Annotated in this window: 13 protein-coding genes; all 13 read left to right on the top strand. The window is 55.9% G+C overall.

Annotated features, from left to right (window positions below; translation table 11 throughout):
- Positions 1 to 139 precede the first annotated feature (139 nt).
- Entirely contained in the window at positions 140 to 2,806 is a 2,667-nt protein-coding gene (gene tssH, locus ACGF5R_RS16365; RefSeq protein ID WP_387691796.1) for a type VI secretion system ATPase TssH, read from the top strand.
- A complete protein-coding gene (locus tag ACGF5R_RS16360) occupies positions 2,803 to 5,202 on the top strand; it encodes a type VI secretion system Vgr family protein (protein ID WP_387691794.1) in 2,400 nt (799 codons plus the stop codon). The genes tssH and ACGF5R_RS16360 overlap by 4 nt, the downstream gene beginning before the upstream one ends.
- 3 nt (positions 5,203 to 5,205) lie before the next feature.
- A complete protein-coding gene (locus tag ACGF5R_RS16355) occupies positions 5,206 to 5,988 on the top strand; it encodes a DUF4123 domain-containing protein (RefSeq protein ID WP_387691791.1) in 783 nt (260 codons plus the stop codon).
- Between the two features lie 12 nt (positions 5,989 to 6,000).
- Positions 6,001 to 6,513: a DUF3304 domain-containing protein gene (locus ACGF5R_RS16350; RefSeq protein ID WP_387691789.1), complete on the top strand. Its 513-nt coding sequence runs from the start codon at positions 6,001 to 6,003 to the stop codon at positions 6,511 to 6,513.
- A 98-nt stretch (positions 6,514 to 6,611) separates the two neighbouring features.
- Positions 6,612 to 7,127, top strand: a complete 516-nt coding sequence (locus ACGF5R_RS16345; RefSeq protein WP_387691786.1) for a DUF3304 domain-containing protein — start codon at positions 6,612 to 6,614, stop codon at positions 7,125 to 7,127.
- Entirely contained in the window at positions 7,115 to 9,586 is a 2,472-nt protein-coding gene (locus tag ACGF5R_RS16340) for a T6SS phospholipase effector Tle1-like catalytic domain-containing protein (protein WP_387691784.1), read from the top strand. Before ACGF5R_RS16345 ends, ACGF5R_RS16340 begins: the two co-directional genes overlap by 13 nt.
- 11 nt (positions 9,587 to 9,597) lie before the next feature.
- Positions 9,598 to 9,855 carry a PAAR domain-containing protein gene (locus ACGF5R_RS16335; RefSeq protein ID WP_387691782.1) on the top strand — a complete coding sequence of 86 codons (258 nt, stop codon included), beginning with the start codon at positions 9,598 to 9,600 and terminating at the stop codon, positions 9,853 to 9,855.
- Entirely contained in the window at positions 9,852 to 11,003 is a 1,152-nt protein-coding gene (locus ACGF5R_RS16330) for a hypothetical protein (protein WP_387691780.1), read from the top strand. The genes ACGF5R_RS16335 and ACGF5R_RS16330 overlap by 4 nt, the downstream gene beginning before the upstream one ends.
- Positions 10,984 to 14,370, top strand: a complete 3,387-nt coding sequence (locus ACGF5R_RS16325) for an ImcF-related family protein (protein ID WP_387691778.1) — start codon at positions 10,984 to 10,986, stop codon at positions 14,368 to 14,370. The genes ACGF5R_RS16330 and ACGF5R_RS16325 overlap by 20 nt, the downstream gene beginning before the upstream one ends.
- Positions 14,371 to 15,969: a type VI secretion system protein TssA gene (tssA, locus tag ACGF5R_RS16320; RefSeq protein WP_387691776.1), complete on the top strand. Its 1,599-nt coding sequence runs from the start codon at positions 14,371 to 14,373 to the stop codon at positions 15,967 to 15,969. It begins immediately after the preceding gene.
- 33 nt (positions 15,970 to 16,002) lie between these two features.
- Positions 16,003 to 17,763 carry a type VI secretion system baseplate subunit TssF gene (gene tssF / locus ACGF5R_RS16315; RefSeq protein WP_387691774.1) on the top strand — a complete coding sequence of 587 codons (1,761 nt, stop codon included), beginning with the start codon at positions 16,003 to 16,005 and terminating at the stop codon, positions 17,761 to 17,763.
- Positions 17,727 to 18,818 (top strand): type VI secretion system baseplate subunit TssG, encoded by a 1,092-nt coding sequence (gene tssG / locus ACGF5R_RS16310; protein WP_387691772.1) that lies wholly within the window; start codon positions 17,727 to 17,729, stop codon positions 18,816 to 18,818. Before tssF ends, tssG begins: the two co-directional genes overlap by 37 nt.
- Positions 18,796 to 19,335, top strand: coding sequence for a type VI secretion system lipoprotein TssJ (gene tssJ, locus ACGF5R_RS16305; protein WP_387691770.1), 540 nt, complete (start codon positions 18,796 to 18,798; stop codon positions 19,333 to 19,335). The genes tssG and tssJ overlap by 23 nt, the downstream gene beginning before the upstream one ends.
- Positions 19,336 to 19,338: the final 3 nt, after the last annotated feature.

Genomic DNA, 19,338 nt, shown 5'->3' with positions numbered 1-19,338 from the left:
CCACCAGACAACTTTTTACCCGGGAACGGGCACAGTTTGGGCAAGCAATCACGGAGGCGTCTCAGCCGTGCGGTCGCTATGGCGAAACGTGATCCCCTGCTTGAAGTGGCCTGACCTCATGATATGACCGGAACTTGATATGGATACAGTCTCTACTGCATTATTGCGTCGCTTAAATCCCTATTGTGCTCGGGCGTTGGACGCGGCGGCGGCGCTTTGCCAGACACGGGCACAGGCTGAGATCACGGTAGAACACTGGCTGCTCAAACTGTTTGAAACTGGTGAAGGCGATATGGTCGTGATTGCCCGACGTTATGAATGGCCGATGGACGCGCTGTGGCAATCGCTGCTCACAACGATTGAGCGGCTGCCTCATCGCCTTCATCAGCGTCCACGGTTGTCGAAAGCTCTGTGTCATTGGTTACAGGCGGCCTGGTTGATTGCGTCGCGGGAAGAAGATCCGGTCTCTATTCGCTCGGTGCACCTGTTGCAGGCGCTGTGCAATCAGCCGGTATGGTGGCGTGCTCAGGATACCTGGCCGTTACTCAGTCTGAGTGAGACCCAGCTGCAACGCCTGCGTCCGTTGCTGGATCAACAATCAGAGGAACGTCCGGAAAGACAGGCCACGGCTTGTCTGACCGAGAGCGGTGCCGAATTTGCCGGAGCGGAAATGGGCACCGGGGGATCAGCCCGACAGACTGCCTCCTTACCCCCGGCATTACAGGGCGCTCTGGACCAATTCACGCAGGATATCACGGCCCGAGCGGCAGAAGGCCATATCGATCCGGTGTTTGGCCGTGACAGTGAAATCCGCCAGATGATCGACATTCTGTCGCGCCGGCGTAAAAACAACCCGATCCTGGTCGGTGAACCGGGGGTGGGAAAAACGGCTCTGGTGGAAGGACTGGCCCTGCGTATTGCCGAAGGCCATGTCCCCGCCAGCCTGAAAACCGTCAGCGTGCGGGCGCTGGATCTGGGGTTGTTGCAGGCAGGAGCCGGGGTAAAAGGCGAATTTGAACAGCGGCTGAAAAACGTGATGGCGGCGGTACAACAGTCACCGACCCCGATTTTACTGTTTATTGATGAAGCCCATACGCTGATTGGTACCGGTAATCAGGCGGGCGGCGCGGATGCCGCTAACCTGTTAAAACCGGCGCTGGCGCGGGGAACCTTACGCACCCTTGCCGCCACCACCTGGTCGGAATACAAACAGTATTTTGAACGGGATGCGGCACTGGAACGGCGTTTCCAGATGATCAAAGTGGACGAACCGGACGATGAAACCGCCTGCCTGATGCTGCGGGGCCTGAAAGCGCATTATGCCCGTCATCATGGTGTCCATATTCAGGACGCCGCGGTTAAAGCGGCGGTCACCTTATCCCGCCGTTACCTGACCGGGCGCCAGCTGCCGGATAAAGCGGTGGATCTGCTCGATACCGCCAGTGCGCGGGTGCGGATGAGTTTGGACACCGTACCGGAAGCGTTGACGCTGCTCCGGGCTCAATTGACTGCACTGGAGGTGGAGCAACAGGCGATAGTGGAAGATAGGGCGCTGGGGCAGCCTGCCTGTTCTGATCGTCTGGCCCAGATTGCGGTGCGGCACGGTGAGCTGTGCCGGCAACAGCAACAACGGGAGGAGCAGTACCAACAGGAAAAACAGCTCACGCAACAGTTACTGGCTATTCGGCAGGACATCAGCCGGCAGGGGGAGTTAGCCGCATTACAACAGCGGCTGGCGGCCTGTCAACAGGGGCAACCGTTGCTATCACCGGATGTGGATGTGCGCACCGTAGCGACAGTGGTGGCCGACTGGACCGGTATTCCCTTAAGCAGTTTGCTGAAAGACGAACAAACCGGCCTGTTGCATCTGGAATCGCATTTAGCGGAACGGGTTATTGGTCAGGCCCCCGCGTTGCGGGCCATTGCCCAACGTCTCCGGGCGGCGAAAACCGGCCTGACCCCGGAACAGGGGCCGTTGGGGGTGTTTCTGCTGGTTGGGCCGAGCGGGGTCGGGAAAACTGAAACCGCGCTGGCCTTAGCGGATAGCCTGTTTGGGGGCGAGCGTTCACTGATCACCATTAACCTGTCGGAATACCAGGAGGCACACACGGTTTCCCAGTTGAAAGGTTCTCCCCCGGGGTATGTGGGTTACGGGCAGGGAGGTATCCTGACGGAAGCGGTACGCCAGAGTCCTTACAGTGTCGTGTTGCTGGATGAAGTGGAAAAAGCCCACCGTGACGTGCTGAACCTGTTCTATCAGGTGTTTGATCGCGGTTTTATGCGGGACGGTGAAGGGCGCGAGATTGATTTTCGCCACACGGTGATATTAATGACTGCCAATCTGGGCAGTGATCCGCTGATGGCGCTATTGGCCCAACAGCCCGATGCCCCGCCCGCGCTGTTACATGAGTTGTTACATCCCATTCTGCGCGACCACTTCCAGCCGGCCCTGCTGGCGCGTTTCCAGACCGTCATTTACCGTCCGTTATCGGCGGAGGCACTCAGGCGCATTGTGGACATCAAACTGGGGCAGGTCACCCGGCGTCTGCATACCCATTATGGCCTGACCTGCACGGTGGAAAGGGGCGTTTGTGACACATTGGTAAATGCCTGCCTGCTACCGGACAGTGGCGCCCGCAATATTGACAGCCTGCTCAGCCAGCAAATTTTACCGGTGTTATCGCAGGCGTTGTTGGAGCGTCTGGCACACCACCATCAACCTGCTGGTGTAAGAGTGGGTGTCGATGACACCGGCGATATCACTCTGACCTTCACTGAAACCGACAGAACGGAGAACCAGCCATGAACGATTCAACAGCCATGATCATCTTTGATCACAGCCGCTACAAACTGAACGTGCGGAAGAATACCGCGCCGCTGGATGTCGTGGCGTTTAGCGGGCAGGAGTTTTTAAGCCGGCCTTTTCGTTACGCCATTGAATTCACCAGCCCGGTGAAGGATATCGAACCGGCGCAGATGCTGATGCGGGACGCCGCGTTTACCCTGACGTCACCGGCGATTAATCCGGGGATGCGGGGCATGCCGGTGATACCGCCCGCCCCGTTGCGCACGATCTACGGGGTGATTAGCGGATTTAAGCTGTTGTCCACCTCGCATGACGAAAGCCGTTATGAAGTGACCCTGGAGCCGCGGCTGGCGCTGTTGTCGAGAAGCCGCCAGTCCGCCATTTATCAGAAGATGTCGGTGCCGGAAATCGTAGAAAAAATCCTGCGTGAACGTCACGGTTTTCGCGGGCAGGATTTCTTATTCACCCTGGCGTACCCCTACCCGAAGCGGGAACAGGTGATGCAATACGACGAAGATGACCTGCGTTTTATACAGCGACTGCTGGCGGAAGTGGGGATCTGGTACAAACTGACCGCGGACGATCGGCTGAAAATTGACGTGGTGGAATTTTACGACAAGCAGCGCCACTACCAGTTTAATGTCTCTATGTTGGCCCGCTCGCCGTCAGGCATGCACGGCGGGGAGGAAGACGCGGTGTGGGGTCTGGAAACCGCGCATCAGGTAGTCGAAGGGAAGGTGTTGACCCGGGATTACAACTACCGTGATGCGCTGACTCAGTACGGGATGGATGCCGGCGTGGATGTGACGCGGGGCGATGAGACCCTGTATGGCGAAGCATACCATTACCGGGATAACTACCGGGTACTGGGTAACCGTTATGCGCTGGAGCCGGCAGTGGAAAGCGGGGTGTTCTATGCCCGGCTGCACCATGAACGTTACCTGAATCGACAGACCCAGCTGCGGGGTTTGACAACGTCGGCGACCCTGTTACCGGGCCAGGAATTGAAAGTCAGGGGGGAGGCCCCGGACGCTTTCCGTCAGGGGGCGGTGATAACCGGCATTAGCAGCAGTGCGCGGCGGGATAAAAGTTTTGAAATGGCGTTCACTGCGATCCCCTATGCGGAAAACGTCTGCTTTCGGCCTGAATTAATCCCGAAACCCCGGATAGCGGGCACATTGCCGGCGAGGGTAAGCAGCAGCACCGTGAACGACGTGTACGGGGATATTGATAAAGACGGGTTGTATAAAGTGGTGTTTGACTTTGACCGGGCGGAATGGCCGCAGGGGGGAGAAAGCCTGTGGGTCCGGTTAGCGCGTCCTTACGCGGGCGACACCTACGGTTTTCACTGGCCGTTGCTGGAAGGGACCGAGGTGGCGATTGCGTTTGAAGGGGGCGATCCGGATCGGCCCTATATCGCCCATGCGCTGCATGACTCAAAACACCCGGATCACGTCACCCTGTACAACTACAAACGCAACGTCCTGCGTACCCCGGCGAATAACAAACTGCGGATGGATGACGAACGCGGTCGGGAGCACATCAAACTGAGTACCGACTACGGCGGTAAGAGCCAGCTTAACCTGGGGCATCTGGTTGATAGTCAGCGTCCGCACCCGGATAAACGGGGGGAAGGTTTTGAACTGCGGACCGACGACTGGGGAGCGATTCGGGCCGGTAAGGGGTTGTTTATCAGTGCGGATAAACAGGCCAATGCAGGTGGCGAAGTGTTGGAGATGACTTCGGCCATCAGTCTGGTCAAAGGGGCGGTGAATCAGGCGATGGAATGGGGAACAGTAACGAAAACCCATCTGAATTATCAGCCGGATACCAACAGTCTTAAAACCTATTTGCAGGGGGTCGAGCAACTGAAAACCGCGGCGATGTTACTGAGTGCTCCGACGGGCATCGGTCTGGTCAGCCCTGAGGCTGTCATGCTGCAAAGTGGTCAGGCGCTTTATGCTCAAAGTGCGGGCGATGTGCATGTTGCCAGTGCCAGCCGGATTGGGGTGAATGCGACTCAGGCCATTTCTTTGCTGGCGCAAACTGAGGGAATGCGTCTGGTGTCGGGAAAAGGGCCGCTCACCATTGAATCCCACGGTGAGGCGTTAGGTCTGACGGCGTTAAACGATGTCACCGTCAATTCAACGCAAGGGCATGTACAGATTACCGCCAAAAATGGCCTGACACTGGCGTGTGGCGGCGCGTATATCCGCCTGTCACCGGAAGGCGAAATTGAAATCCACGGGCCGGGTCTGTTAAGCCTGAAAGGGCAGCACAAAATGGCGTCGCCGGCAAAACAGGATTTTCCGTTACCCGACCTGCCAGAATCGGTGTGTATAGAGTGTTTAAAAAAAGCGCAGGAATTGGCGAAAGGGTTTGTACTGAGGAGTTGACCAATGAATCGCGTTCAAATAACTGACTGGATCGCCTCACTAGAAGCGTCTGTTACGGAGGCGCATCTCTCCTATATCGATATGATTGTGGATCAATCTGGCGGCGAGTTTTCCCTGATCCCGGCCCTGCAAAGTTTTTCGCCTGAGATTGACTGGTGTTCATTATTTCAGGGGTTGCCCGAGGAGAGGGCGGTGAATGAGGCCCCGATATTGTTCCGGATTGATTTAACCCAACCTGACCAGCGGCAATGGATGCGGGAAATCATTCTGTCTCTGGCGGACCAGTCTTTGTTGCTGGTTTTAGGTTCGACGTGGTCGTTTAGTCATCTGTCCCAACGCTTAATACAGTGTGTCGATGCGGCACACTCAGGACAGGCGGGGATTTTACGTTTTTTTGATCCGCGTGTTTTTCCGGTGCTGTTTTCCCATGTATTGGACGCAGAACAGCAGCAGTCATTCCTGCGGCCTGCTCTGTTCTGGAGCTGGCTTGATTATGACGGGGCTCCGCACTCTGTTTGGGGCCAGGGGGATGCGGGCCCGGTTAATGAAACGAGGGAAAAAATCGATCTGACGGATAAACAACTAGAGCATATTTTGTGCGTCTCTGATGCCCATCGTCTTGTGCTGCAACTGAATAGGGGCGAGTACCCGGAAGCGACCCTTGCTCAACTGTTTAACGGTTGCTATGCCCTGATGATTGAAGCCTCAGATAAGCCTGTTTTTCTGGATGATGACAGAGAATCCTTTGTGCTCAGCCATCTCAAATCCAGATTGTCGTCAATGTAAGGGAACCCAAAGATGAAAAAACAACAACTCAGGCTGACAGTTTTATGCCTGCTATTAGCTGCCTGTAGCCAGTTTTCGGCACAGGCGGGGGTGATTGTGGCGATTAATCATACTCATTGGGCGATTAATCGGTTCAGTGTGGATGGTCAGCTGGGTATCGATAGTATCGGGCCGTATCAGGGCGGTGGAGGCGGTTGCTGCTATCGGGCGCCGGAAAAATGGCAACCTGGGATGACAGTCAGGGTGGATTGGGAGACTGGGGTGGGAACCATGGCTGGGTTTCCGGGTTTCGATAAACGGGCTGAATATTTGGCATGGAGGAAAAAAATCAATGCCCAGAAACGCCAGCATAGCAAGGTGGTACCGGTGCCTGATTATACCGGCCAGCGCACCTGTGGGATTACGGTGCATTTCTTACCCTGTGATCAAGTGAAGGTTACGACGTCCTGCGCCACTTACAACAGCCCGAATTATCCGATTAAAGAACCTTTGGAAATGATGGAGCCGAAAGTATGTCCGAAATAAATCATCAAGAGGTGGTTTGGTTGGGCAAAAAGCAGCGCTAAATCCGGGGTATTGATTCAATTATTTTCACGATGTAATAGATGTAAAGGAAGCAGAAGATGAAAAAGCAACAACTCAGGCTGACAGTTTTATGCCTGCTATTAGCTGCCTGTAGCCAGTTTTCGGCACAGGCGGGGGTGATTGTGGCAATTAATCATACTCAGTGGGCGATTAATCGGTTCAGTGTGGATGGTCAGCCGGGTATCGATAGTATCGGGCCATATCAGGGTGGTGGGGGTGGCTGCTGTTATGTGGCACCGGAGAAATGGCGGCCAGGGATGACAGTCAAGGTAGATTGGGAAACTGGTGTAGGGGAAATGGATGGTTTTCCCGGTTTCGCGGATAGAGAAAAATATCACGCATGGAAAAACAAAATCGATGCCCAGAAACGCCAGCATAGCAAGGTAGTTCCAATGCCTTATTATCAGAAAGGGGGGGATACCTGTGGGATTACGGTGCATTTCTTACCCTGTGATCAGATTAAAGTCACGACCTCTTGTTACGCTTATGGCAGCCCCAACTACCCGATTAAAGAACCTTTGAAAATGATGGAGCCGAAAGTATGTCCGAAATAAATCATCAAGAGACCGTTTGGTTACCGGCCTCCTTTCCGGCACAAGGGCGGTTACCTGCTCAGGACTATCTGGTCAGGCAAAATTGCCGCCAACAAACCAGCCAGGAAAAAGCTTACCACCAGGAACTTTGTCTGGCGGCTAATCGTCGGGTGGAGATACCCTGCTGTAAGACCTTGCATGTCAGCCTGTTTTTTGATGGCACCGGCAATAATTTGTATAACGATCTGTATCAGTCGACTCCGCCTCATCCGACCAATATCGCTCGTCTTTTCCGGGCAACGATTGGGGCGGGCTATGCTGGCGGGGCATCAGGTAAGCCGCTGCTGGATGATATCGAAAGTACCGGCGGACAATACTTTAAATATTATATTCCCGGGGTGGGTACTCCTTTCCCGGAGATTAATGACCCGGATTACAGCACATTGGGGCTGGCTGCTGCTGATCGGGGTGAGGATCGGATTAACTGGGCGTTGCTGCGGCTGATTGATGTACTTCGTTTTAGTCTGACGCAGAAACAGATGACAAACGAAGAAAGCCTGAAATCCCTTAAAGCGATGGCCACCTCATGGCACACCCTGGGTTTTGGTGGCGTTTATAACCGTTATGCGGAGTTTTATCAGCAATTTTCCCGCTTAAAACGCGAACTGAAAATAGCGCGCAGCCAGCCGGGGCGAGGCAAGTCTAAGTTACTGGGGATGAAACTGTATGTGTATGGTTTTTCCCGTGGGGCTGCGGAGGCACGGGCTTTTGTGAACTGGCTGGCCGAACTGTTGCCGCCACCAAAAGGAGAGAGCCAGAAACCGGCGCAGTGTCTGCAACATAAAGGTGAAACTGATCTGGATGGTGACCTGCCCATCAGCGTGGAGTTTCTTGGGCTGTTTGATACGGTGGCTTCGGTGGGGGTGGCGCATATTGTTCCCGTCTCTGAAGGCCATATGGCCTGGGCGGACGGCACGCAGGAATTACCCGCAGAGGCGACTTATGGCGGGTTGGTGAAACGCTGTGTGCATCTGGTTTCTACTCATGAACAGCGTCTGTGCTTCCCGATGGATTCGATCCGTCGTTCAGACGGGACTTACCCGACCGGCAGCACAGAAGTGATTTATCCCGGCGTACATTCTGATTTGGGGGGCGGTTATCCACCGGGCGATCAGGGTAAGGCGAGAGGAAAAGTGGATAACCTTTTGTTATCACAGATTGCTTTGCATGAAATGTATGCTGCGGCGTTTGAAGCTGGTGCTCCGCTGAAAGTTCCCAAAAATTCTTTGCCACGAGAATTATCTCAAAATACTTGGCGTTCCATGCCGCCAGATGTTGGTGATGAATTTGATATTGATACACCGCTTGTCAACCGCTTTAACGCCTGGCGTAAAGTCACGTTGGGGCTTGATAGCCCGGAGCAGCTGATTTCCGCTGAGGCGGCGGTCCGTTTTGAACCGGTGCGGTCCAGCGTGGCACTGGAGCAGGCGATGGAAAACCAGATGGCCTGGCTGACCGCCTGGCGCATCAATCGCTATGCCGGCGGCACGCTGAAAAATACGCCATTTTTTATCGATGCCCCTGACCGGGATGCGAATAAGGCTCACTACGAACAGAGTCAAAAAGCGTGGCAGGAAAAGCAGGATGTGGTGGAGAAGCAGCGTAAAGCCCAGTGGCGGACCTTCGCGATGAACGGCATGCGAGGAGAGCCCCCACTGCCGACACCGGGCATCCCGGATTTTGACCCGGAAACGGCTAAAAACCAGTTGCAGGAGGCGGCAGTGGAATTTGACCGTGACTATCGGGGAGAGTGGCGGGAACAGCACAGTGTCTTGCAACTGGCCTTAGATACCATCCCGTACAACACCATTTACCTGCTGAGCTGTGATGATGAAATCGCGGAATACCGGCAGATGAAAGCCGCCGGTGAGGCGTTAGTCAAACGTCTTTTTGCACCGACAGGTAATGCCGGCCAGCAGGCGACGCCGGAAGCGCTGTTACGGGCGCTGTATGATGATCAGGTGCATGATTCCCGCGCCTGGTTTATGTACTCGACGTTGGATGCGCGCGAGCCGTGGGGCGGCTATTTCCGCTACCGGGTGATTTATGCGGGAAGCACATGCAACAAACCGCAGTCGTTGCTGACGGTAGCGGGCAATGTGGTCGGGGCCGCGAACCCGGTTGGTAGCGCCCTGTTTATCTTTAAACGGAAAAAGGTCGGTAACCTGCTGTCGGAGGCGGTCGACGGCGTATCGGCCCCGGTGATTAAACTGGACGTCAGTGCGTGGGATCGCCTGACCGGTGAGCGGATCCCGATGTCACCCGATGCGGAACAGGCGCAGGCGTTTACTCATCATGTGGGTGAGGCGTCCAGCCAACAGCGACAGTTAATTGAAGAGCAACGCATGCAAATCACCAAAGCTAAGCTGCAAGCCCGCTGGGCCGGAAAAACGCTGGATTTGCCTGCCCAGCGCAGTTAAGGACCCTCAAAATGAAAAATGTGATCCGTCAGGGCGACAGCCTGCGTGAATACGGTGGTCAGGTTTTGTCCGGGCATTACCTGTGTTTTGATAAACCGATCGCCTGTCAGGGTGATCCGGTCAGCTGTAACCGCCACGGCATGACTACGATTGTGGAAGGCAGTGCGACCTGCCTGATCGACGGTCAGCCGGTAGCGTTGCATGGACATCGTTGCGGTTGTGGTTGCACGCTGGTCAGTTCATGCCCCGATTATCAGGTGGGATCATGAAGCAGATACCGGTTTTTTCGCCTTATCGGCAGGCATCAGCGCCTCGTTTTAAACGCTGGGCGGCGGTGGGGCTCGGGGGGTTAATGCTGACCAGCAACGGCGTGGCCCTGATGCGCCCGGCGCAGGGGGCTGTTTTCGGGTTGTACGCCCTGATCCCGGCGCTGGCGGCATTATGGCTGTTGTGTCTGTTATTACGTTGGCTGTTTTACCGCCTGGCCCGGCATAACGCCTGGATTTATCAGCAACAGGTTAAGGCGGCACAGCAACGTTGGTGGCATAAACACCGGCAACAGGTTGCCCTGGCAGAATATGTGCTGGTGGGTGCACTGGGCAGCACACCGGCGCAGTGGCTCGGTGTCATTAATCAGTCTCACCGTCGCCCAGAATCCGTCCGGGAGGCACAGAGTCCGGTGGTGCGTCTGCTGCGTTCTTTTGTTGCCGATATCGTACAACGGGAAGCACAACTGGCGACAGTCGCGGTGAATCAGTGGCAGAAACAGCGACAGGATCAGCCGCCGTTGCGTTGTACGCCATTACGCTGTTACTGGTTGGGTTCGGTTACCGCCTGGCAGGAATTTAGCGCCCAGATGGCCGAACGGTTTCCCGGGGTGGAGTTACCTGAGCAGCCGCAACGCTGGCTCGGAATAGACACACTGGATGAAATGGTTGATTTGCTCAATGCCCCCGCTGATCTCCAGACGGTTGTTTTGTGTGCGGGGGTGCAGTGTGTGCCCGGTGAAGCGGAGACAGACTTGCCGGCAGGGGAAGCGGCTTTTATCTGGTTACTGAAAAAACAGGGCAACATCCGTTTTACCCGGGGTGAATTTTTTCATGCCCAGCATGATGAAAACGTGGTTGAGGTGGCGGCTCGGGCGTTGGCGCAGGCGGATATCACGGCATCACCGGAAACCTGTTTCCTGTTTTCTCAGTCAGACAGGCCCGCACTGGAAAAGATCGGCTGGAATATCAAACAACAGGTGCAGGATCTCAACTGGGGCAATCTTGATGGGATGGAAGCGGTAGTGGTGCAAACACTGGCAGCTATCTCGGCAGAAAACACCGGCCAGCCCTGTGGATGGCTCGCCCGTGATCCTCAACATACTTTAGCTTTGGGAATAGTGAAGCCTTATGGAACAGCAAGAGAATAAATTACCGCCCATTTCGGTGGTGAATACGCTTATCTTACTGGTTGCCGTCATTACCCTGCTGGTGACATTCGTCGGTCTGGGATGGTGGATCTGGGGGGAGCAGCGTGCCACGGATACCGCAACACTACATCGTCTGTGGCTTATCTGTGGGTCTGCCTGGGTACTCATCTTGCTGATGAGTATGCTGGGGTTTATTACGGTGACCTTGTTTGTCAAACATAAAGTGACGGAGACTGAGCCGGGTCCACAGTTGGATGCTCCGATCAGTAAACAGTTTGATTACGATGAATTAGGTGCCCGTCTGCACCGTCGTTACGGGTGGCTCTGGGGGTACAAGGTGCGTATTTTGCTGGTGATGGGTGAGGTGGAACAGGTGGAGGCGATTGCGCCGGGGCTGACCACACAACACTGGCTGGAGGGCTACCGCACCCTGTTGTTGTACGGCGGCAGTTTACAGGCCGAGCCGGATGCCGCCCAGCTGGCGGCCCTGTGCCGGTTGCGTCGTTACCGGCCCCTCAATGGCGTGGTTTGGGCGCTGACCGAAAACCAGAGTGCCGAGCCGGTTCTGATGGATAAGGCGCTGCGGATGTTACAGAAACAGGCCCAGCAGTTACGCTGGCAGGCACCGATTTATCTGTGGCAGGTGTGCCACAGCATCTGGTCGCAGGAAGAGAGGTTGACTCAGCCGGTGGGCTGTTTTTTTCCTGAACGTTGTTCGCCGGAAGACGTGACCGCCCAATTGCAACCGCTCATTAACCCGATGCGCAAACAGGGGATGCAGCAATTACTGGCGAAGACCGCCCATGATTTTCTGTATCGGCTGGCGTCAACTTTAGAGCAAAAGGGCATGACCCACTGGCGTCAGGTGTTGACCCCGCTGTTACAGGAATATGCCGACGCGGTCTTGCTGCGCGGTCTGATGTTCAGTTTGCCGGTCAGTGTACACAAAGACGGCGCGCCACAGAGCTGGCTGCCCGATCCGGTGTGGCAGGGGGTCCTCAGTGACAGCCGGAGAGCCTCCGGCAGGCGGATGGGGGTGATCCGAAAACAGCAGGTTTATCACGGCCTGATGGCGCTGGCGTTGTTGTGGGGAGCTGGCAGTCTGCTGTCCTTTTTCACCAACCGTGATCAGATAGCGGTGGTCCAGGCGGCCGTGGCCGGCCTCAATGTCCATCCGGCGGCGTCTGGTGCCCAATTGATGGCCTTAAAAGCCCTGCGCAATGAAGTGGGCCGGTTGCAATCCCGGGTCGAACACGGGGCACCCTGGTATCAGCGTTTCGGTCTGGATCAGAATGCGGCGCTGCTGACGCGGGTGATGCCGGCTTACACTGAGCGGAATAATCGGCTGATACGGGATAAAGCGGCGGCGTTATTGCACCAGAAACTGAGCGCACTGGTGGCTCTGCCCCCGGCCAGTCCGCAGCGTCTCAGTCGGGCGCAGGCCACGCATGACCAGCTTAAAGCCTATCTGATGATGGCACACCCGGCGAAAGCGAATGCGGCGTTTTTAACCCGAATACTCCGTGACAATGAACCGGCCCGTGCTGGTGTGGCTGCCGGGGTGTGGCAGAGTACGGCTCCGGATTTATGGGATTTTTACGCGCAAAATCTGTCTGCCCACCCGGAATGGCGGATAACCGCGGATACGGATTTAGTCAGGCAGGTGCGCCAGATACTGCTGACACAGATAGGGCGGCAGAATGCCGAAGCCAGGCTCTACCAGCAGATGCTGCAATCTGTCGAGAAGGATTATGCCGACCTGACCTTAAGGCAAATGACCGGCGACACTGAAGCGGAACGGTTGTTTACCACCCCGCAGGGGGTGCCGGGGATGTTTACCCGTCAGGCGTGGGAAGGGCAGATACAGAAAGCGATTGATGAGGCAGTGGCCTCACGCAAGGAAGCGATTGACTGGGTGCTGAGCGATAACCGTCAGGCGGTCCCGGCCGCCGCCTCACCGGCAGAGCTGAAAGCCCGCCTGACCGCGCGTTACTTTACCGATTTTGCCGGGGCCTGGCAGGATTTTCTCAACAGCCTGCGCTGGCATAAAGCGCGTAATCTGGCCGAGGTGACAGACCAGTTAACCCTGATGGCGGATGAGCGCCAGTCCCCGCTGATAGCGTTGATGGACACCGTGGCGTATCAGGGACAGGCGGGGCAACAGGACCCGGCGTTATCGGCGTCACTGATGAAATCCGCTAAGACGTTGCTGAATAAAACGGCGGTACCGGTGATTGACCGGCAAGCCCGCGAACTGACCGGGCCGATGGACAGCACCTTCGGTCCGTTACTGGCGCTGATGGGGAAAAATAATCCGCAAAGCGGGCTGACGGCAGACAGTGCCCTTAACCTACCCACCTTTCTGACCCGCGTCACCCAGGTGCGCCTGAAACTGCAACAGATGACCACCAGTGATGACCCGCCGGAGAGGGCGAAGCGGCTGGCCCAGACGGTGTTTCAGGGAAAAAGCGCGGACCTGACGGAGACGCAGGGTTACGGCCGTCTGATGGCGGCCAGTCTGGGCTCACAATGGAACGGTTTTGGTCAGGCGGTGTTTGTTCAGCCGTTAACCCAGGCGTGGCAGGGGATACTGCAACCGTCTGCGGCCAGTCTGAATGCGCAGTGGCAGACCGCGATAGTGGCGAACTGGAATACGGCCTTTGCCGGGCGTTACCCGTTTGCCGGCGGAGACAGCGACGTCTCGTTGCCGATGCTGGGGCAGTTTATCCGGTCGGACACCGGGCGGATTGAGCAGTTTCTGACCCGTGAGTTAGGCGGGATACTGCATAAAGAGGGCAACCGTTGGGTCCCGGATGAGGTGAACAGTCAGGGATTGCATTTTAACCCGCAATTCCTGCAAGCCGTGTCTCAGCTCAGTCAGTTATCGGACCTGCTGTTTGCCGATGGCCGTCAGGGGTTGCAGTTTGACCTGCGGGCGCGAGCGGCGCGGGATGTGGTGGAAACCGACCTGACGATAGACGGGCAGAAATTGCGTTACTTCAACCAGAGGGAAAGCTGGCAGCGTTTTCGCTGGCCGGGTGACACTTACAAACCGGGGGTGATGCTGACCTGGACGAGTGTGAATGCGGGGGCGCGTTTGTTTGGTGATTATCCGGGGAACTGGGGGCTTATCCGCTGGCTGGCGCAGGCGAAAGCGGAAAAACTGGATGAAAGCCGCTATCAACTGACGTTTGTCGCGCCGGACGGATTACCGCTGACCTGGATTTTGCGCACGGAAATGGGCCGCGGGCCACTGGCGTTGCTGAAACTGCGGGGATTTAAGTTGCCGGAAAACCTCTTTGAGGTCACCCCAGGCAGTGACATGAACGTGTCAGTGACCGATGACGGTGATGGGGAGGCGGAATAGATGCTGCAACGATTGATAATGGCCTGTCTGGATGGGCGTGATGTGTCGGCACTGGCTCGTGAACAGGCCGGCCGGTGGGAAAAGTGGCTGGCCCCCATTACCCCGGATAACCCAGTGGGTACGGACCCTGGCTATGACGATGATTTTCAGCGTCTGCGTGAAGAGGTCAACAAACTTAGCGGCATTGATACCGCGCTTATCGGTGAACTGGCGGAAGCATTGCTGACTACGCATTGTAAAGATGTCCGGGTAGCAACCTATTATGTGTGGGCGCGTCTGCATCAGGAAGGGGAACGTGGCCTGGCGGAAGGGCTGGGGTTATTGGCCGCACTGACAGACCGTTTTGGTGATGGGTTGCTACCCAGGCGCGCCAGCAGTCGTAAAGCCGCGCTGGAATGGCTGACGGGAACCAAAATTCAGGACAGTCTGTCGCTTTATCCTGAAGTCAATCGGGTGGATTTCGAACACATTCTGGCGTCGCTGGCGTTACTGGAACAGGTGTTTGCTACCTGGGATGAAGATGCTCGTCCCTCGCTGACCGAATGGGTAACAATACTGGAAAACCGGCTGGCTCAGTCAGGTGGGGTGGATGCGGTGGTGCCACAAACGACCGCTCAGGCACCATTACCGGTGATGCAAGACAATCCGTCCCCCCGGAAGGCATCGCCGGTATGGCGTCCGGTCCAATCCGGACGCGACTTGCTGGAACAGGCTCGTGAACTGGCGCGCTATCTGCGTGACCAGCCGCGAGGTTGGTTATCCAGCCACCGTCTGATGAAAAGTCTGCGTTGGGATACGGTGCATCAGTTGCCCCCACAGGATGACAACGGGCGTACCCGTCTGCTGCCACCCCGTAAGGAATACCGCGGGCAGTTAAAACGGCTTTATCGGCAGCAAAGCTGGCATGAATTATTGGAACAGGCCGAGCGGATGTTCGCGGAAGGGGTTAATCATTTCTGGCTGGATTTACAGTGGTATCTCTGTCAGGCCTTGAGTCGGTTGGGCGGCGACTATGAAGGTTGGACTGAGATAGTGAAACAGGACTTGAGAATGCTGCTTGAACGGTTGTCGGGGCTGGAAAATCTGACATATGACGACGGGACGCCTTTTGCGGATGAAGTGACTGCCGGCTGGATAACCCAACAGGTTCATGATGTTAAGGCGGACGGGTCGTTTGCGCATGCGTTGGCCCAACCCCGGTACGATGATGATGTTTTAGCGTTGGAGCCGGAGGCGCTGCAACTGGCGGACAGCGAAGGCATCAATGCCGCATTGTCGTGGTTGGGGCAATTGCCGGGTATCAATGGGGCGCGTCACCGTTGGTTACAGCGCTTGTTGATGGCGCGAGTCGCGGAACAATACGGCAAAAATGAAGTCGCTCTGCATCTGTTGACTGAGTTAAACGCCGATGAGTCACTGCGTCTTGGCGAATGGGAGCCGGCCCTGATGTTTGAGGTAAAAGCGAGTCTGCTTAAGTTGCTGCGGATGAAAGCCCAGCGCAGTGAACAGGATAAGCCACAGTTGGCTCAACGTATGGAGACCCTGTTGGCGGGCTTGGTCGCGATTGACCCGGTTAGAGCCGCAGTGCTGTGCGGCTGATCTATTTTTATTCCCTTTCTTGAGGACAATGCGATGGATGATTTAACCCTGCGCTATTACGAGGCAGAAATGCGTTACCTGCGTGAAGCAGGCAAAGAGTTTGCTCAGGCTTATCCCGATCGGGCCGCAATGCTCAATCTGGATAGGGTCAGTATCCGTGACCCTTTTGTGGAACGTCTGCTTGAAGGCTTTGCTTTTTTGATGGGGCGTCTGCGCGAAAAGCTGGATGATGACCTGCCGGAGTTAACGGAAGGGCTGGTCAGTCTGTTGTGGCCGCATTATTTGCGCACCATTCCTTCTATGTCGATTGTTGAGCTGGCCCCGGATTGGGCGCAGATGAAAAAATCCGAGCCGGTGGAAAAGGGATTTGAAGTGCTGTCGCAGCCGATTGGTCTGCATGGAACCCGCTGCCGCTATACCACCACTCAGGCGGTTCAACTGTTGCCCCTGTCACTCACTGCGGCTGCTTTTCAGGCTGAACCGGATGGCCGTTCTGTTATCCGGTTGCGTTTTGACTGTGGGACGAGGGTGGATTGGCGTCAGGTTGATTTGCGCTGTTTGCCGCTGTACCTGAATGCGGATAGTCCGCTGGCCTGTGCATTGCATCGGGCGTTCACGCTTCAGACACAACAGCTTTATCTGCGTCTGCCCGGCCAGCCTGATCGGCAGCCGTTTGATGGCGGGTTCTCACCGCTGGGATTTGGAGACGCGGAAAGGTTGTGGCCGAAAGGGGAAAGTGCATTCAGTGGTTATCAACTGCTGCTGGAGTATTTCACCTTCCGGGAAAAATTTATGTTTGTGGCGCTCTGCGGACTGGAAACGCTGACGATCCCCGACAGGACACCGTGGTTTGAGCTGGAGGTGGCGCTGAGTGAAAGCTGGCCCGGTGATCAGCCGTTTTCTGCGGAGAATATCCGTTTGCACTGCTCTCCGGTCATTAACTTGTTTTCGCTGGAGTCCGACCCCTTGCGGTTGTCACCGCTACAGACTGAATATCTGCTGCGCCCGATGCGCCTTCAGGACGGGCATATCGAGATTTATTCGGTGGATGCGGTGGTGTCTTCGGAACGTGTTGGTCATCAAACGTATGTGCCGTTCAGTAGTTTCCGCCATAAAGGGGGCATGATGCGGCATGAGGCACCGGAACGTTACTACCATACCCGGGTGAAACGGGGACCCTCAGGGCTGTATGACACCTGGCTTATCCTGGGTGGGGAAGATTTTGATGATGATAAACCGTATGAAGAAAACCTGTCACTGACCCTGACCGGCACTAATGGACAACTGCCTCGCCGGGCGTTACAGGATACGCTGCTGGATACGGCGATTAATCCTCCACTGGCGGGACTGATCGTGCGTAATCTGTGTGAGCCGACATTGCCCTGTTATCCGCCGAACCAGGACCGCTTCCATTGGCGAATACTCAGTCATCTCGGCTCCAACTTTCTCAGTATGATGGATAACCCGGATGTGCTGCGCGGCACGCTGGCGCTGTATGACTGGACCGATAATGAGATGAATACCCGTCGTCTGGCTGCGATTGTGGCGGTGAAACATTCGCTTATTGAGCGGTTTGAACAGGGGTATCTGCGCCGGGGTGTGCACATTGAAGTCACGCTGGATAGCCAGGGGTTCTCCGGCACCGGTGATATCTGCCTGTTCGGTGAAATGCTCAGTCGCTTCTTTGCCCTGTACACCGATATCCATCTGTTTAACCGGCTCACGTTGATTTTGCAACCCACAGGGGAACGACTGTTATGGGAAGAAAGACACTGCACGCGCATTCCCGGCTGATGGCCACACTGAAAGCCAATATATCGACCCTCGATTTCTACTCATTCTGTCAGACAATTGAGCGTGCTGTTCCTGACAGGCCTCCGCTGGGCAGTACAGATAACCCTGCCGATGATGTGATACGTTTCCGGCCTCATCCGGGGATGGGCTTTCCGGTTAGCGAGCTGAAAGCGATAGAAACCGACCCCGAATGCCCGGACCGTCCACCGACAGCCAGAACCACGTTTATGGGGCTGTACGGGGTGGATTCTCCGTTGCCGACCGCTTATCTGGATGATATTACCCAGTGTCAGGAAGGGCATGAAGCGATTGAAGCCTTTCTGGATATTTTCAATCACCGGACATTCACTCAGTTCTACCGTATCTGGCGCAAATATTCCTCCTACCCGGCAACCTTTGCGGCTGGGGGAACGGATGGGACGTCTCAGTGTTTGTTGGGGCTGATTGGCTTAGGCATACCGGGCAGCCGGCAGCATATTACGACGCCGGTGTCCCGTTTTTTGGCGCTGCTCAGTGTGATGCGTCTGCCGACGCGTACCGCTGAAGGCGTCTCGGCACTGGTGACGTTATTGGCCCCGAAGACCCGTACTGTGGTGACACCTTGTTGCCCACGGCAGATCCCTCTGATGCACCCGGCGGGGTTTTCAGATATGCAGCAGATTTCTCTGTCGCAGCGCACGGTGCTGGGCAGAATGGGCATCGATATTAACAGTCAGCTATTGGTGGTACTGCACACGGATTGTTGGGAGGAGGTGCAAGGCTGGTTGCCGGGTGGGCAGTTGCACACTGATTTTCAGGTATTGCTGCGGGTTTATCTGGGCTGGCGTTACCCGGCCAGATTGCAATTAACCCTGCCGACGCGGATATTGCCGCCCCCAGTATTGGGGGGCCCTCCCGTTCAGTTGGGGTTGACCGGTGTGTTAGGACTCAAGGCTGAACCGCATCTGACGACAGTGCCTGACAACATTACCGTGAATGTGGGGAATTATCGGGGCATTACGCCAGACAACCATGAAAATAAAGGAGGACACCATGTTAACTATGTCTTTTTATAAAACCGTACCGTTGATAGCGGCGATAATACTGTTGCTGACTGGCTGCGGCTTGACTCAGACAGTGACCGATGGTGCGGTCTCGGTCACGCAATCCCTGTTCTATCAGCAAATCAAGACGCTGCATCTGGATTTTATCCCACGGGCTGCGGTCAATACGGATGGGGGGGAAAGTGTTGCCCTGTCTGTCCCCACATTGGTACGTGTCTATCAATTACGGGATAATAAAGCGATAACCGCGGCGGATTATGCAGACTTGTTGAATGACGGCGACCGGGTACTCAGTGCCGACTGTTTGGCGAGTCAGGAGGTGGTGGTAAAACCGGGCGGTCATGCGTCTCTGGATATGCCGATGGCCGCTCAGGCGAAATACGTGGCGGTGGTGGGGCTGTTTAGAACGCCAGACCTGTCTAAAGGGACTTGGCGCCGGATAATAAAACGTCGTGAGCTGTTACCGGATAAGCCTCGGATTATTGAGCTGAATACCGACGGTCTGACCCTGTTACCTGAGAAGGAATGAATG

Origin of the sequence: Photorhabdus sp. RM71S (assembly GCF_042879355.1) — a bacterium.
Taxonomy (GTDB): Bacteria; Pseudomonadota; Gammaproteobacteria; order Enterobacterales; family Enterobacteriaceae; genus Photorhabdus; species Photorhabdus kayaii.
The sequence above is the reverse complement of the archived record's forward strand: the minus strand, read 5'-3'. Positions and strand labels throughout refer to the sequence as shown.